The following is a 15,508-nucleotide window of genomic DNA, read 5'->3' on the forward strand; positions in this document are numbered from 1 at the left end:
GACAATAACTCGCTGTGGCGTTAGATAAAATTCTGTCGCTATTGTTCCACGCGGTTTACTAAATTTCCAGATTTTCGCAGTTTAAGCCCGCAAGCATAGCGCCAAGTGCCGCGCCAAACTACATTGCAGCCATTTCTGCTGCTTTTTCTAAGTCTACCGAAACCAAGCGTGACACACCTGGCTCGTGCATGGTTACCCCCATCAATTGGTGGGCCATTTCCATCGCAATTTTATTGTGGCTAATATAAATAAACTGCACTTCAGAAGACATCTCTTTCACCATCCGCGAATAGCGACCAACGTTGGCGTCATCAAGTGGCGCATCAACCTCGTCAAGCATACAGAACGGTGCGGGATTCAATCTGAAAATGGAGAATACCAAAGCAATGGCTGTTAGTGCTTTCTCGCCACCCGACAGCAAATGAATGGTGCTGTTCCGCTTGCCTGGCGGCCGCGCCATAATCGAAATACCGGTGTTGAGCAGATCATCGCCGGTCATTTCCAAGGAGGCGCTACCGCCACCAAACACCTTTGGAAAGAGGTCTTGTAAACCGGCATTCACGCGATCAAAAGTATCTTTAAAGCGATTGCGGGTTTCCTTATCAATCCTGCGAATTGCAGCCTCTAAGGTTTCTAGCGCTTGGACCAAATCGGCGTTCTGGGCATCTAAATAGTTTTTGCGCTCAGACTGCTGCTTATACTCTTCTATTGCCGCGAGGTTAATCGGCCCCAAACGGGCAATGCGACGCCCGACTTGTTCTAAAGACTCTAGCCATGCCGCCTCATTTGCGGCTTCAGGTAAACTATCAAGCACAGCCTGCAAGTCGAACTGGGCTTCTTGCAGCTGATCTTGCAAGCCTTTGCGGCGCACTTGCAGGCCCTGATTATCGACCCGCGCCTGTTCTAAGCGGCTTCGCACTGCTTGTAAGCGCTGCTCAATACCATGGCGCTTTTGCTCGTTTTCGCGCAGCTGATGGTCTACCACTTCCAGCGCTCGGCGCGCCTCCGCCAGCTCTTCTTCCACTGCGAGACGCTGTTCAAGCCGCGCCTCCAGCTCAATTTTTAAATCATCGATGGGCGCATCGTTATCTTCCATGCTCAGCGCCAATTGCTCACGGCGCTCCTGCAATTGGGCAAGCTGCTCTTCGGTGCGACCAATGTTTTGCAGTATTGAGTCGCGCTGGGTGCGCAGCGACTGGTGACGCATCGCCAATTGATGGGAGTGATCCTTAGACTGACGCGCGGTTTGCCGCGCCGCATCGAGTGCACTGCGGTTATTATCGCGCTCGCCAAGTAGCAGTTCACGCTTGCCGGAGTCTTGCTCCATGGCTTCGATGGCCTCTTGCAAGGTCATTCGCGCCTCGGCAACAGACTCCTGCTCCATGGCAAATTGGTTGCGCAACTCTCGGCCATCGCCCTCTAGCTGCTGGCGCCGCGCGCTTAACTGCTCTACTCGCGCTTGCTGTGCGCCAAGTTTAGAGCGCAATTCACTAAGCTGGCGGTTGAACTGCTGCACTGCGCGGTTAACGGCTTCCCGCTCTTGCTCGAGGGTTTTTAATAACTCGCGGTCGCTGTCGAGGTTACCAACAATTTCGCCAACTCGGGCCTCACTCGCAGACATTGCCTCACGCAGTTCCTGCAAGTCTTGCTGGCGCTGTAACACCCCGCCTTGCGCGGTATTGCCGCGACTTACCCGCAGCCAGTTGCCACCCAACCACAAACCATCGGGGGTAATCACCGATTCATGGGCCGCTAAGCTGGCGCGCAGGGCCAATGCTTCATTTAGGTCGCCAGCCAATTTAACGGTCGCCAAAACACCAGACAGCAACTCGTTACCACTGACCTTATCGGCCAACGAGGCTACCGAACTGACCGGTGAAGTTTTATGGGCTCCGCCCTGAGTTTCAACAAAGGCAACACTGCCCTCGGCAAAGCCGCTGAGCAAATCAGCAACACCATCGAGGGACTCGACGCATAGCGCTTGCAGCTGGTCTGCCAACACGGTTTCTACCGCCAGCTGCCAGCCGTCTTCCACCTGCAACTGCTCAGCCAAACGCGCTTTAGTATCAAGGCCGTGACTCGCCAGCCACTGACTCGTGGCTTTGTCGCCCTGGCCCAGCGCCGCTTGTTGCAACGCTTCTAGCGACGCTGTGCGGCCGCGCATGCTCTGCAGCTCGCTGCGACCGCGATCCAGCTCATCATTGGCCTGTTTAATCCGGTCGCGGCATTCACTAATTTGCGGCAAAAGCTGGGCGTGGCGCTCTTGGGCAGCCGACTCCTCCAGCTCCACTTCAGCGACTTCCTGCTGGAGCAGCTCAATGTCTTCGTCAACATCCGCTACCGTCAAGCTCTTGCGCTCATGGTCGAGCTTTTCTACCCGCTCCTGCAAACGCTGCAAACTGAGTTCCAGATGCTGAATTCGCGACTGCTCTACCTCGGCGCGCTGGCGTGGCCCGGCCGCAGTGTGGTTAAACTCATCCCAGCGCTGCTGCCAAGATTGCATGGCCTCTTCGGCGGCGGCCAAGGCCTCGCTGGCACTCTCTTCGGCGGCCTCAGTCAATTCTAGTTCTGGCTCTATCTCGCCGATTTCTTCTTCCCACAGGGCAATTTTTTCGCGATCACTGTCAAGATGACGAGTGGTTTCCAAAACATTGCCAGCCACCTGCTGAAGGTCGGCGTCTAATTGCCGACGGCGCTCCTGCTGGTGCTGAATTGTCTGCTCGGCGCGAGCGATTTCAGTACCAATGCTGTAAAAACGGCCCTGCACTTCATTGAAGGTGTCATTTAGCTGGCTGTGCTGATCACGGGCCTGTTCAATCCCCGTATTTAAACCCACCTGTTCGGTGACAATGGCTTCGCGGTCGAGCTCTAAGCGGTTTATTTCCTGCTCTTTTCCACTAACTTGGATGTCGAGCGCCTTCCACTGCAAAACCTGCAGCTGGGCTTTAAGCAGCCGCTCTTCTTGTTTAAATTCGGTGTATTTTTCCGCCGAGGCCGCCTGACGCTGCAAATGCTGCAACTGGCGCTCTAATTCATCGCGTAAATCAGTGAGGCGCTCTAAGTTTTCTTGGGTGCGGCGCATGCGACTTTCGGTTTCACGGCGGCGCTCCTTGTATTTAGAAATGCCGGCCGCTTCTTCGATAAACACCCGCAGTTCTTCCGGCTTGGACTCAATCAGCCGCGAGATCATGCCCTGTTCAATAATTGCGTAACTGCGCGGGCCAAGGCCGGTGCCCAAGAAAATATCGGTAATATCGCGGCGCCGGCATTTACTGCCGTTTAGGTAGTATTCCGACACCGCTTCGCGGGTCACTTTACGGCGAATAGCAATTTCATTGTAAGCCGCGTATTCGCCGCCTAATTTTTTGTCGGTGTTGTCAAAAACCAGCTCTATAGTGGCTTGTCCAACCGGTTTGCGATTGACCGAGCCATTGAAGATAACGTCGGTCATCGATTCGCCGCGGAGATTTTTGGCCGAACTTTCGCCCATTACCCAGCGCACGGCATCAATAATATTCGATTTTCCACAGCCATTGGGGCCGACAACCGCCGACAAATTGGTGGGAAAATGAACGGTTGTCGGGTCTACAAAAGATTTAAACCCCGCCAACTTAATACTTTTAAGACGCATAAACCAATAACCAAGCCATATTGCCCTTGCCGATTAGGGTGTTGTTATCGTTTTGTGGCAAGCGCAGGATAAATTTGCGCAAAGCGCGATTATAGCTGTCGCAGCGGGGACTAACAGTAGAAATTCCGACTTTAGCGCAATTTCTACTTGGCGCCCTGAATCCCATTGATATTTAACTCTATTTGCCGCGATTTATCGCCGCTCTGGGTTATTTGAATGGGTTCGGCCAGCCAGTCTCCGGCACGACGGATCGCAGTGCCCGCCAAACTAATATGTGCCGACACAATTAACTCTGGAAAATCCGCTAGCACCTTGCCTTGGCGAATCACATCGCTGTCGGTTAAATACAGGGTCAGCGGCCACGCCGGCCCATCACTGCCCCCCGACAGCGGTAAACGCGTTGCCGCCACGGGCATAGGAGTGCCATCGCTACTCTTGGCCACCACAAATAGTACGCCATCAGGCACTTCACCCAAATCGGAATTCATCGTGACGGTCACCGCCAAACCCTGGAGATCACCCGCTGTGATAGCACGGCGCTTCGCCTCCGCAACACCGCCGGCAATGATTCCAGCTTCCGCAGAGTTAGGCGGCAGCCCAGTTAATAAGCGCTGCCAATAGCCCAAAGCCTCAACATAGCGCGCAGCAGCAAAGGCGTTAATGCCCAACACCCCCAAAGCGGTGGCCTGCTGAGGGTTTATTGCCAGCGCGCGATCCAACAATAGCTGCGTTTCTGCATCGACCACACGGTCATTCACAAGATAGCGTGCCTGTGCCAGCTGGCCCAGCACATCGGCATCATCGGGATAGACAGTTGCTAGACGCTCGTAATAAGGCAGCGCCCCCGCAAAATCACCCTGCTGGCGGAACAACGTGGCCATCATGACCAAGTGCTCGCCACTGCTTGGGCGCTGCGCCAGAATATCGGCAACGATGTCTTGGTAACGCCGCCAGCGCGCCTCGGTCATCCCCTCTTCAATAATCTCGCTTTGTAAATTGCGCAGCTGTAAATCTTGGCGATAACCGAATTGGCTGTATAAAAATAGCGCCACCAGCGGAATCGCAAGCCCGAGAGCCAAGATCAACCAGTAATTTCGACGTCCTTGCTTGCCCTCGGCGTTGGTCGCTGACTCGGCCATCAACTGCCGATCTAATTCCCGCTCCAGCTCCACATACTGCTCGCTATCGATCAAACCCGCATCGCGATCGGCGCTTAATTCTGTTTGACGCTGCTGATAAAAACGGCGCTGGGCACCGCGATGCAGCTGGCTGTCGGCCGGCCGCTGGGGCTGACGGCGGGCGGGCAGGTATAAAAACAACAGCGCAATCGTTAGCAATAGCGCAATGCCCAAGTACAAATCACTCACTGGCTGCGCCCCTCACTGTCTGTCTTGGTATCGAGTTCATCTCGCTCGCTGAGCAAGTCCTGCAATTGCTGTTGCTCTGCCGGTGTTAGCTCAGCTGATGCAGTCGCGCTTGGCCGCGCGCGCTTGCTCCACATTCGCCACCACACCAATAAGCCAATCAACAGCAAGGCGATTGGCGACAGCCACAATACCGCTGTAGAGGAATTAAACTGAGGCCGGTAGAGAATAAAGTCACCGTAGCGCGCCACCATATACTGGGTGATTTCAATGTCTGATTTATCATCCATAATCATGCGGTGAATCTGGCGGCGTAAGTCTTCGGCAATGGCCGAATCGGAACCAGAAAGATTCTGGTTCTGGCATTTAGGACAGCGCAGCTCCTCAATAAAATGCTGGTAGCGGGCACGTTGAACGTCGGTATCAAACTGATAAGTTTCAATCACCGCATTGGCGCTGAGGCTCATCAAAAATAAACAGCTTATTAGAAATAGATTCCTCATTGGCCCGCCCCAAGCACCGGCAATTTGGCAATCAACGGCGCAAAATTCCGATCCCAAACCTTTTGTTCCAGCGCACCTTGATAGCGAAACCGAACAATGCCTTCGCCGTCGACCAAATAGGTTTCTGGCGCACCAGTCACCCCTAAATCGAGGCCAAAGCTGCCAGCCGCATCAAATATTGTCGCTTTATAGGGGTTGCCCTTCTCTGCCAACCAGCGCCTAGCGGCGGCGGCCTCATCTTTGTAGTCCACGCTATAAATAGTCACACCCTGCTCGGCGAGGCTTACAAGAAAGGGATGTTCGTAATGACAGGTCGGACACCACGTTGCCCACACATTGAGCAAAAACCACTCGCCTTGAATATCGCTATTGGTGAGTATTCTGCCATCGTCTAAGGCTGGCAAAGAGAATACTGGCAAGGGCTGATTCAGCAGCGCAGAGGGCAAATCGGTGGGCGCGTAATCACCACCTTGAATTTTACGCTCTACCCCAAAGAACACGGCCGCAAGGGCAACAAATACCAGTAGTGGAATAAATAATTTAAACCTTTGCATCATTCACTCCTACCTCATTCACCCCAGCATCGCGGGGCGCGGCGCCGCGATAGCGTTTATCGCAGATTGCCAACAAACCGCCCAGCGCCATTAAAATAGCACCCAGCCAAATAAAGCGGATAAAGGGCTTAACATGAATACGCACCGCCCACGCATCGCTGCCCACCGGCTCGCCCAGAGCGATATACACATCGCGAAGCAAGCTGGCATCAATTGCCGCCTCAGTCATAACTTGGCTACTGCGCGCGTGATACCGGCGCTTTTCAGGGTGCATTTCGGCAATAACTTCGCCATTTTCCCACAGCGAAAAACTGCCTCGCTGGCCCTGGTAATTTGGTCCGGTAATGGCTTGCACGCCATCAAAGCTCACTTCATAGCCTGAGCCCCCAGCGGCACGCTCGCCAACATGCATGCGAATATCGCGCTCGTCATTAAAGCTCACCACCATTGCCACGCCCAGCACACTGGCGGCAAAACCAATATGGGCGAGCAACATACCGTAATAGGACGGGGTCAAGCGCCGTAAGCCTTTTAGCAACGACGGTGCATTGCGGGTTTTATTACGTAAATTGGCGAGACTGCTCAGCACGATCCACGCGGTGAGCAACACCCCAATGGTGGCGCTGAACTGAAAATGACCGGCAAACCACGTTGGCAAAATCAGTGCGATTAGCACGCTGCTAAGAAAGGCCCCAAGCAGTGCCCGCCACCAGCGTTGGGCGCTGGTGCGCTTCCACTGTGACGAGGGGCCAATGCCAACCAACAGCGCTAACAAACACATTAGCGGCACAAATATCGCGTTGAAATACGGCGGCCCCACCGAGTATTTGCCAAGGCCCGCAAAGTCCATAATGAGCGGGAACAAGGTACCCAAGAGCACGGTCATTGCCGCGACTAAAAGCACAATATTATTGGCTAGTAGTAGCGCTTCCCGCGACAGCCAACCAAAGCTCGGCGCAGAGCGGTTGGCGGGGGCCTTCAGGGCATATAAAGTGAGTGAGCCGCCCACCACCAAAAACAAGAATGCCAGTATGAACATGCCCCGCGTGGGGTCGGCAGCAAACGCGTGTACCGAGGTTAATACCCCCGAGCGAACCAAGAATGTGCCGAGTAAACTCAGAGAGAAAGCAAAAATCGCCAACAATAAAGTCCAGCTTTTAAATACGCCGCGCTTCTCTGTTACGGCAAGCGAATGAATTAGCGCGGTGCCGACCAGCCACGGCATAAACGAGGCGTTTTCCACTGGGTCCCAAAACCACCAACCGCCCCAGCCCAGCTCGTAATACGCCCACCAACTGCCCAGCGCGATACCCACGGTTAAAAACAACCACGCGGTGTTCGTCCATGGCCGCGACCAGCGCGCCCAGCTGGCATCCATACGACCACTGAGCAACGCCGCAATAGCAAAGGCGAAGGCCACTGAAAAGCCAACATAGCCCACATAGAGCATCGGCGGATGAATCACCATGCCAGGGTCTTGCAAAAGGGGATTTAAATCTTGGCCGTCGCTGGGAATATTAAGTAAATGCCGAGCAAAGGGGTTTGAGGTAAACAGCGAGAAGCTAAAAAAGCCCACCGCAATCATGCCCATTACCGCCAATACGCGGGCGAGAATATCGCGGGGCAGTTGCCGAGAGAAAATTGCGACGGCCACCGTCCACAGGGTAAGGATTTCTAGCCACAGCAGCAGCGAACCTTCATGACCGCCCCACAGCGCGCTAAATTTATAGGCGGGCGGAAGCAGTGAATTAGACTGGGCCGCAACAATATCCACCGAAAAATCATCAGTCATAAAAGCGTAAACCAAGCAACCGGTTGCAATAGTGGTAAACACACACTGAGCAAAGCTGAGATGGCGCGCTGCGGCCATCGCCAATTGATCGCCTCGCTGCACGCCCCACAGCGGCAAAATAGCGAGTACTAAAGCAAAACAAAAACCCAGTATTAATGAAAAATGCCCTAGTTCGACTATCACAGGCCGGCCTTCTCTGCTGGTGCAGGGTCGTTTATGTTTTGCTCAGCAGTGCTCGCGCCCTCCATGTCACGCTTGGCGGCAGAGTCTTCTAAGGCCGCGCTCACCTCCGGTGGCATATACTTTTCATCGTGTTTAGCCAAGACTTCGGTGGCGTAAAAAACGCCGTCTTCAGCCAATTTACCCGACACCACCACGCCCTCGCCCTCGGCAAACAAGTCGGGCAGAATGCCCTCGTATTCAACAGTCACTACCGCCGAGTAATCCGTTACCACAAAACGAATTTTCAAACTGTCGCTGGCCCGCTGCACGCTGCCTTTCTGCACCATACCGCCGGCGCGAATCGCTTTACCCACCGGCGCTTTGCCAGACACAATCTCGGCTGGGGGGTAGAACAAATTGATGTTTTCTTTCAGCGCATAGCCGAGTAAGCCGGCGGCTAAACCCGCGACCACCAAAATAAAAACAATAATCAAAAGACGCTGTTTGCGCTGGGGATGCATAGCCATAATTTTTTTACTCTTTACCAGTACTTGCCTGCTTGCGACGCACCACAGTACGCACGGCTTGTTCGGCACTTTGGCGGCGACGGCGCGCCTCCCAAAGCAAGCCACCTAAGACCACAGCGGTCACGCCGTAGCAAAACCACACATAGGGTCCGTGGCCATCCATGGCCAAAAAATCGCCAAGGCTGTCAAAATACATAATTTGTCTCCGTCACTTGTTCGCCATCACTTTACACCCTGTTCCTGCACGCCACACACAAGGTCTTGCACCCAGCGGGTATTGCGTTCGCGGTCGAGAATTTCGGCGCGGGTAAACAACAGCATTGCCCAGGCAAAGAACAAGTACATCCCCGACAGCGTCGCCATCAGCGGCCGCAACATGCTCGGGTGAATTGTAGACTCACCTATAAAACGGATACTCGCGGGCTGGTGCAGGCTATACCACCATTCTACCGACCAATAAATAATCGGAATATTCACTGCGCCAACAATCACTAATACCGCACAGGCCTTAGCCGCCGCGTCGCGATTATCAAAGGCTTGGTGCAGGGCCATTACACCCAAATACAAAAAAAATAAAATGAGTACTGAGGTAATTCGTGCGTCCCACACCCACCACGTACCCCAGGTAGGTTTGCCCCACACCGCGCCAGTAAGCAGCGCAAGAAACGTTAGCGAGGCGCCGATTGGCGCGATGGCCTTCATTACCATGGCCGCCAATTTCATGCGCCAAATCAAATGAATCGCGCCGGCTATGGCCATGGTCATATACGCGCCCATGGCCACTGCCGAGGCCGGCACATGAATATAAATAATCCGGAAGCTATTACCCTGTTTATAATCGGCGGGCACCAAGGCCAAGCCCCACACCGCCCCACCAATTAATAACAGCAGCGACAAGCCGGCCAAATACGGCAGCAAGCGACCACTAAACTGGTAAAACCAACGCGGCGAGCCCCATTTGTGAAACGTAGTCCAAATCGACAAAACTCTTCTCTCTCTTCGCTAAAGCCAAGTGGCTGCCAGCTAAATAATCACCGCGCGGCAGTATATCAGAAGCCCTGCGCAACTATTGGTCGACACTAATCCGCAGCGCGCCGCATATTGCCAGCGGCGCCAGCGCCAGTGCCAGTAGAAAAAACACACCTAACATTGCCAACTGAGGAAGGTATGGCCCAGCCTCAACTGCGGCCTTAACGGCGCTACTGCCAAAGATCAGCACCGGAATATACAGGGGTAAAATGATCAGTGACAATAATAAACCGCCTTTGCGCAGCCCCACCGTTAATGCCGCGCCAATCGCGCCAATAAAACTCAGCACCGCGCTGCCCAACGCCAAGCTCGCCATCAGCGCGCCCATCCCCGCCATCGGCAAATGCAGGAGCACGCCTAATAATGGCGACAACAAACTGAGGGGCAAGCCGCTTAATAGCCAATGCGCAATGGTTTTGGCAATAACTTGGGGGTAGAGAGGCTGATGACTTAACAACATTTGCTCGAGGGTCGCATCGTCGTAATCGCCGCGAAACACACTGTCGCTGGCCAATAGCGAAGCCAATAGCGCAACTACCCATAAAATACCTGGCGCCAATTCGGCCAAACGCTCGGGCTGGGGGCCAATGCCGAGTGGGAACAGCGCGCAGACCATGATGAAGAATACCAGCGGATTAGACCACTCACTGCCGCGCCGCGCCGCCGCACTCAGGTCTCTGCGCAAAACCGCTACAACTAAACTAGACACGCCTGCAGAGGCCATCAAAACGCCCCCAAATCGATGACCCGCAGCGGACGCTGCATTGCCAAGGGGTGGTGGGTGGTTAATAACACCGCGCCACCAGCGTTGGCAAAATCACTGATCCAAAGCTCGATTTCAGCCACGCCGCGCTGATCAATGGCAGTAAAGGGTTCATCTAAGATCCACAATTGCGCGGGAATACAGAATAATCGCGCCAAATTAACCCGGCGCTGCTGGCCGGCAGACAGGCTGTAGCAAGGCTGCTGCTCAAACCCCTGCAAACCCACCTTGGTCAAGGCCTGAAAAATGGTTTCATCGCTTTGTTTTAGGCCGCGCAGCGCGCAGGACCAGCGTAAATTTTCAAGGGGGCTCAACGCCGCTTTAATACCTGCGCCGTGGCCAATATAGAGTAATTGCTCCAGATAGGCGGCGCGCTGCTGATCTAAGGAGTGCGACTGCCAAAAAATATCACCCTCATAACGACTGGAGAGACCGGCTAAAATTCTGAGTAGGCTGGTTTTACCACTGCCATTGGGGCCGGCAATTTGCAGCACGTCCCCAGCATTTAATGTAAAGCACAGGTCGGCAAACAGCACGCGGTCATCCCGCTCACTGTAGAGCTGCCTTACCTCCAACCCCTGTTCTGCCAAAATCACTCCCGTTAGCGACTGCCAATAGCCAGCCTCAGCATCAATTAAAACGCCGCCAAGTATATACGAAGCAGAGGGGAAATTAGCGTCAAAAAGTAGATTAGCCCGACTCAAAATGCAGTTATTAGCCGGTGGCGCGCACTGGTTTTAGCTGACCTACTTGCGCCCAGCCAGCCAAGCTTCCATATCTTGGGTAACCAAATCGAGGTACGACAGCGCTTTGTCCAACTCGGCACTTTGCTCAAGCCCTTGGAAACGCAGCAAACGATTGCGCACCCAGCTCAGCTCCTGAACCAAATTATCAATATTGCCTTCGTCATTGCTAGACCGCGCCACAGCACTGCGCTGCAGCGGACGCACTACCGCCTCAAGAGCAAGTTCGCCGGCATCTGCCGAGTGCACCCTGCTATCCGGCCGCGGCGTTGGCCCGCGGCCCTTGCCGTAGAGGCTGTCGAGTAGGTTTTCAAATTCGTCATCTGTAATCTGCCCGTCGGCCTCAGGCTTAGCCCCCGCAAGGTCTCGATCAGCTACACGCTCAGGCTTACGCGGCTGTAAACGGCCGTCGAAAAACAGCCCCATTGAATCTACCGACGGGCGTGTCGCTGGCGCCGCATTATCTGCTTTATAGCCCTCTTCTGCCGCGCGCATAAGCCGCAACTTTAAATTGGCACTGAGCGGCTCGGGGGGCTGGTGATTTATCCGCCGCGCCAGCATTACCTCAATAACTTCAACTGCGCTTAAGATTAAGGAAACCGCGCTGGGGCTCAAGGACAAGCGCCGAGTTCGCAGGCGCTCCATTAACCGTTCAGACAGCTGGGCACACTCTGCCAGCTCGCTTAACTCAAGTACCGCAGCGCCGCCATATAAGGTGTGGAAACCGCGATGAATGTCGTCGAGGATGCGCTGACCGTCATAGCCATAATGCAATTCAGCCAATTGCTCGGAAAGGCGCTGGACAATTTCTTCGGCTTCCGCCAAAAAAATCGCCAAAATCCCTTCATGTTCGTTTCTGTTCACCGAGTTCTCACTACTGATTGCGCCACGCAGGCACTGGGAATATATTTTTATTATTATCTGAAAATACCGGCATCGGTACTGCAAGCTCGGTCACAAACCCAACAGATAGCGACTAAATTGTGCTTATTCGCCGCCAAGCCGGCTAAATATTCGCAGTATTTTACTTTCTAGCATCGCCGCGGTAAAAGGCTTAACAATATAGCCATTCACCCCCGCCTGAGCGGCTTCGATGATTTGCTCGCGTTTAGCGTCGGCAGTAATAATCAAAACCGGAATATGACAAAGCTTGCGGTCGGCACGAATGGCGCGCAGCAGCTCCAAACCCGACATATGAGGCATTAATAAATCGGTAATAACAAAATCAAAGTGCTGGTTATGTAGCATTGGCAAAGCAGCCAAGCCATCGTCGGCTTCGCTAATATAGCGATAACCCAAATCACCCAGCAAATTGCGGATAATACGCCGCATGGTCGAAAAGTCCTCTACCACCAATATCCGCATCTCACTGCGCACGAACGTGTGGGTCGATACGGGGTCCTGCGCGTCGTGGCTATGATTAAACGGGTTGGGGGAGGATAAACCGTCTTTAAATTGATCGCTCACGAATCCTGCTCCGCAGCGGCTGGCCGTAACGTATTGGCCGCCAGCAATTGCTCAACAAAAAACAATAAATGACCTTCAAGCCGATTAGGTAGTGGCCAGTCCAGAACTTTGGCGCTTAACTCGCGCAAAGCGCGTGCAGAACGGCTACTCGGCGCTGCGACCATAACCGGTGTGCGCTGGCGCACCGCATCGCGCAACTGTTGATCAAAGGGAATCGCGCCGGCATAAATAAGCGCCACGTTAATAAACTGTCGGCACACGGTATTCAAGGACTCAAACAACTGTCGGCCCTCGCGCTCGTCGGCCACCATATTAGCTAAAACCCGAAAGCGGGTGCGACCAAAATCACGATTCAATAATTTAATCATCGCGTAGGCATCGGTCATCGACGTTGGCTCATTGCACACCACCAGCAACACCTCGTGCGCCGCGCTTACAAAATTAACAACAGAATCCGATATTCCCGCCGCGGTATCGACTATCAGCACATCAAGCTGATCGGCAATATCACTAAACGCGTGAATTAATCCGGCGTGCTCCAAACTCGTCAGTTTGGTGAGCCGACGGGTACCCGACGAAGCGGGAATTACTTTAATACCCGCTGGCCCCGTTAACATTACATCCTGCAGTGAACAACTGCCCGCCAGTACATCTTCTATCGTTTTAGTGGTGTTTAATCCCAGTAACACATCAATATTAGCCAAACCAAAGTCGGCATCCAGTATTACTACCCGCTTGCCCGCCTCGGCAAGGGCAACACTAAGGTTAATCGAAACATTGCTCTTGCCCACGCCGCCCTTGCCACCGCTTACCGCAATGACTTGTATCGCCTTAGTGCTCACCCGAATGCGCCCCAGCGAGGTCGCGCTGCCGCCAAGGAAAGCCCGGCAATAATCGCGAATAATCGGCAATTTGTTCTGCGTTGCACATACCCATAATTTTTTTGACCAAGCGCTGATCGATATCGTGTACATCTACGAGCAATACCAAGCGGCCGTCGTCTACATAAGACTGAAAGGCGCAGAGATCTGGGTTATCTTCGGTCAAACCCACAAAGCCGCCTTCCCATGCACCAAAACACAAAAAACTGATTGGCAGCGAAAAATTGAGAATCGACCGCGCCAAGCCGTCTTCCAAGCCAAACGCAGAGGTAAAGATCAAAACTAATAAGCAGCCCAACATCAAGCCCCAAAAGCCACCACGCCACGCCCGACCCCACAAATTACTGAGCAGCAATGCCGACGCTACCGGCACCCCCAAGCGCTGCACATCGGCAATATGTTTACTCACCACACGCCAGCGCCAACCGCTCAAGTGGGGCTGGTCTAACATATCGGCAATTTCACGCAATTGCGCCGGTGTTTTGCTGAGAAAAACCAAGCGATGCTTCACGTCATTAACTCCGCACTCGTCCCTGCATTCATCGCAATGACTGCAGCCGTTCAGCTGGGCTAACCACTTCGGTTAAACGGATACCGAGTTTATCTTCTACCACCACAACCTCGCCCCGCGCAATTAATGTCCCATTAACTAAAACATCGAGGGGATCGCCCGCCTGGCGATCCAGCTCGACAATTGCGCCCTGGTGCAATTGCAGCAGTTCTCTAATCGGCATATCGGTGCCGCCCACCTCAAGGGTAATGCGCACAGGAATATCCAGCACCATTTCCAAATCCGGCGCGGCGGGACTGCGATCGCGTAACCGCCCGCTTGCATCTTGAAACGCCTCACGCTCCTGAAAAGCGCCGCTCTCTTTAAAAACACCAGCATCTTGAAAGGCATTGCGATCCGCGGCTTCTATCTCTTCCTTCAACGCACGACGCTGGCGACGCAGCTCTTCTTGATTATCCATAACACCTGTCCCTACCCCAATCACGCACTGCTCGTCGTGTCATCATTCGATTATTTTCAATGCTAACTGACCATTGGTTACACCTAGGCTCGCCTTGGCCATTGCAACGCCACCCGCTTTAAGCACCGAGCGCTGGGCGACACCCAAAGGAATAATGTCGCCCACCTTCATACTTGCCACGTCTCGCAGGCTAACGGTCGGCTCGGCAATCGTGCAACGCGTAGGCACCCGCAAATCCAGCACCGACTCTCGCAATGCCGCCTGCCAAACGGGATCGTCTACGCCCTGGCCTGCCGACTCACTGTTAGCCAATATATCGCGCATCGGCTCGAGCATTGTTTGCGGCAGAGTAATATGAAACTCACCGCCACCGCCGCCTTCTAGCTCTATTTGAAAGCGGCACAATACGACGGTTTCGGCCTGCGCGGCAATCGCCGCCATCGCGGGATTAACTTCTACCCCAATAGCCTCGCACTGCACTTCTGCCGCCAGCTGCCACGCCTTTTGATAATCACTGTGCGCGCGGTGAACCAAGCGCCCAATCACACGACGCTCCACCGGACTAAATTCGCGACCATCTGCACTTCCCTGCGCACCGCTACCACCAAAAAACATATCAACCAAGCGAAACACCAAACGCGCATCAAACACCAACATAGCGGCGCCTTTAAAAGGATGCACACGCATTAAATTTAAACTGGTGGGTACGTAGAGGGAATGCAGGTATTCACTATAAGGTAAAAATTGCAGCTCTAGCGCAACAACATCTACGCCCTGCCCAAGAACATCAGAAATACTGTCGCGAAAGCGCTCAGCAAAGCGTTTATTAATTTGTTCTAAACCGGGTAAACGGCGCTTTTTAATTTGCTGGCGGCTAGCCAAATCAAAGCGTCGAGCTGGCACCACATCGCTGTCAGGACGCAAATCCTGAGTTTGGACATTAGCCAACAAGGCATCGATCTCGGCCTGTGAGAGTAAATCTTTCACCATCTGTAAGCGCACCGCGTAGCACTGAATGTGACTATTCGCTTATACAATGCAAGGCCTGCGCCAATATTTATTTTATAATAATCAGTCACTTACAAAATAAAACGCTGTCAAAAAAATGACGCGCTCCATTT

16 protein-coding genes are annotated in these 15,508 nt (G+C 53.6%); all 16 read right to left on the bottom strand.

The features are described 5' to 3' along the window. Window positions 1-118: 118 nt before the first annotated feature. Entirely contained in the window at window positions 119-3,631 is a 3,513-nt protein-coding gene (gene smc, locus P1U47_RS13525; RefSeq protein WP_301029603.1) for a chromosome segregation protein SMC, read from the bottom strand. Window positions 3,632-3,774: 143 nt separating this feature from the next. Then, complete coding sequence (gene ccmI, locus P1U47_RS13530) at window positions 3,775-4,998, bottom strand: c-type cytochrome biogenesis protein CcmI (RefSeq protein WP_301029604.1); 1,224 nt, start codon at window positions 4,996-4,998, stop codon at window positions 3,775-3,777. After that, window positions 4,995-5,498, bottom strand: coding sequence for a cytochrome c-type biogenesis protein (locus P1U47_RS13535; RefSeq protein WP_301029606.1), 504 nt, complete (start codon window positions 5,496-5,498; stop codon window positions 4,995-4,997). Before P1U47_RS13535 ends, ccmI begins: the two co-directional genes overlap by 4 nt. Further along, complete coding sequence (locus P1U47_RS13540; protein ID WP_301029608.1) at window positions 5,495-6,052, bottom strand: DsbE family thiol:disulfide interchange protein; 558 nt, start codon at window positions 6,050-6,052, stop codon at window positions 5,495-5,497. The genes P1U47_RS13535 and P1U47_RS13540 overlap by 4 nt, the downstream gene beginning before the upstream one ends. Beyond that, window positions 6,039-8,027, bottom strand: a complete 1,989-nt coding sequence (locus P1U47_RS13545) for a heme lyase CcmF/NrfE family subunit (protein WP_301029609.1) — start codon at window positions 8,025-8,027, stop codon at window positions 6,039-6,041. Before P1U47_RS13545 ends, P1U47_RS13540 begins: the two co-directional genes overlap by 14 nt. Beyond that, the gene (ccmE, locus tag P1U47_RS13550) at window positions 8,024-8,527 is read right to left on the bottom strand and encodes a cytochrome c maturation protein CcmE (protein WP_301029664.1); all 504 of its coding nucleotides are present in this window, start codon (window positions 8,525-8,527) and stop codon (window positions 8,024-8,026) included. Before ccmE ends, P1U47_RS13545 begins: the two co-directional genes overlap by 4 nt. A 13-nt stretch (window positions 8,528-8,540) precedes the next feature. Next, window positions 8,541-8,729, bottom strand: a complete 189-nt coding sequence (gene ccmD, locus P1U47_RS13555; protein WP_301029611.1) for a heme exporter protein CcmD — start codon at window positions 8,727-8,729, stop codon at window positions 8,541-8,543. 26 nt (window positions 8,730-8,755) lie between these two features. Further along, window positions 8,756-9,511, bottom strand: coding sequence for a heme ABC transporter permease (locus tag P1U47_RS13560; protein WP_301029665.1), 756 nt, complete (start codon window positions 9,509-9,511; stop codon window positions 8,756-8,758). A gap of 88 nt (window positions 9,512-9,599) precedes the next feature. Then, window positions 9,600-10,286: a heme exporter protein CcmB gene (gene ccmB, locus P1U47_RS13565; RefSeq protein ID WP_301029612.1), complete on the bottom strand. Its 687-nt coding sequence runs from the start codon at window positions 10,284-10,286 to the stop codon at window positions 9,600-9,602. Then, window positions 10,286-11,029 (bottom strand): cytochrome c biogenesis heme-transporting ATPase CcmA, encoded by a 744-nt coding sequence (gene ccmA / locus P1U47_RS13570; RefSeq protein WP_301029614.1) that lies wholly within the window; start codon window positions 11,027-11,029, stop codon window positions 10,286-10,288. The genes ccmB and ccmA overlap by 1 nt, the downstream gene beginning before the upstream one ends. A 42-nt stretch (window positions 11,030-11,071) precedes the next feature. Further along, window positions 11,072-11,932: an Hpt domain-containing protein gene (locus P1U47_RS13575; protein ID WP_301029616.1), complete on the bottom strand. Its 861-nt coding sequence runs from the start codon at window positions 11,930-11,932 to the stop codon at window positions 11,072-11,074. A gap of 123 nt (window positions 11,933-12,055) precedes the next feature. Beyond that, on the bottom strand, window positions 12,056-12,445 hold the full coding sequence (locus P1U47_RS13580) for a response regulator (protein ID WP_301029667.1): 390 nt from the start codon (window positions 12,443-12,445) through the stop codon (window positions 12,056-12,058). Between the two features lie 86 nt (window positions 12,446-12,531). Further along, window positions 12,532-13,377 (bottom strand): MinD/ParA family protein, encoded by an 846-nt coding sequence (locus tag P1U47_RS13585; protein WP_301029618.1) that lies wholly within the window; start codon window positions 13,375-13,377, stop codon window positions 12,532-12,534. Beyond that, window positions 13,367-13,927, bottom strand: coding sequence for a hypothetical protein (locus P1U47_RS13590; protein WP_301029620.1), 561 nt, complete (start codon window positions 13,925-13,927; stop codon window positions 13,367-13,369). The genes P1U47_RS13585 and P1U47_RS13590 overlap by 11 nt, the downstream gene beginning before the upstream one ends. Window positions 13,928-13,955: 28 nt before the next feature. Continuing rightward, window positions 13,956-14,387 (bottom strand): flagellar motor switch protein FliN, encoded by a 432-nt coding sequence (gene fliN / locus P1U47_RS13595; RefSeq protein WP_301029622.1) that lies wholly within the window; start codon window positions 14,385-14,387, stop codon window positions 13,956-13,958. 42 nt (window positions 14,388-14,429) lie between these two features. Next, window positions 14,430-15,377: a flagellar motor switch protein FliM gene (fliM, locus tag P1U47_RS13600; protein WP_301029623.1), complete on the bottom strand. Its 948-nt coding sequence runs from the start codon at window positions 15,375-15,377 to the stop codon at window positions 14,430-14,432. Window positions 15,378-15,508: the final 131 nt, after the last annotated feature.

The sequence above is a fragment of the Zhongshania sp. genome (genome assembly GCF_029212375.1).
Taxonomy (GTDB): domain Bacteria; phylum Pseudomonadota; class Gammaproteobacteria; order Pseudomonadales; family Spongiibacteraceae; genus Spongiibacter.

Bases quoted from the DNA above. Each gene is read 5' to 3' on its own strand.
- smc (WP_301029603.1), bottom strand. From the start codon at position 3,631: ATGCGTCTTAAAAGTATTAAGTTGGCGGGGTTTAAATCTTTTGTAGAC.
- P1U47_RS13535 (WP_301029606.1), bottom strand. From the start codon at position 5,498: ATGAGGAATCTATTTCTAATAAGCTGTTTATTTTTGATGAGCCTCAGC.
- P1U47_RS13540 (WP_301029608.1), bottom strand. From the start codon at position 6,052: ATGCAAAGGTTTAAATTATTTATTCCACTACTGGTATTTGTTGCCCTT.
- ccmE (WP_301029664.1), bottom strand. From the start codon at position 8,527: ATGCATCCCCAGCGCAAACAGCGTCTTTTGATTATTGTTTTTATTTTG.
- ccmD (WP_301029611.1), bottom strand. From the start codon at position 8,729: ATGTATTTTGACAGCCTTGGCGATTTTTTGGCCATGGATGGCCACGGA.
- ccmB (WP_301029612.1), bottom strand. From the start codon at position 10,286: ATGGCCTCTGCAGGCGTGTCTAGTTTAGTTGTAGCGGTTTTGCGCAGA.
- fliN (WP_301029622.1), bottom strand. From the start codon at position 14,387: ATGGATAATCAAGAAGAGCTGCGTCGCCAGCGTCGTGCGTTGAAGGAA.
- fliM (WP_301029623.1), bottom strand. From the start codon at position 15,377: ATGGTGAAAGATTTACTCTCACAGGCCGAGATCGATGCCTTGTTGGCT.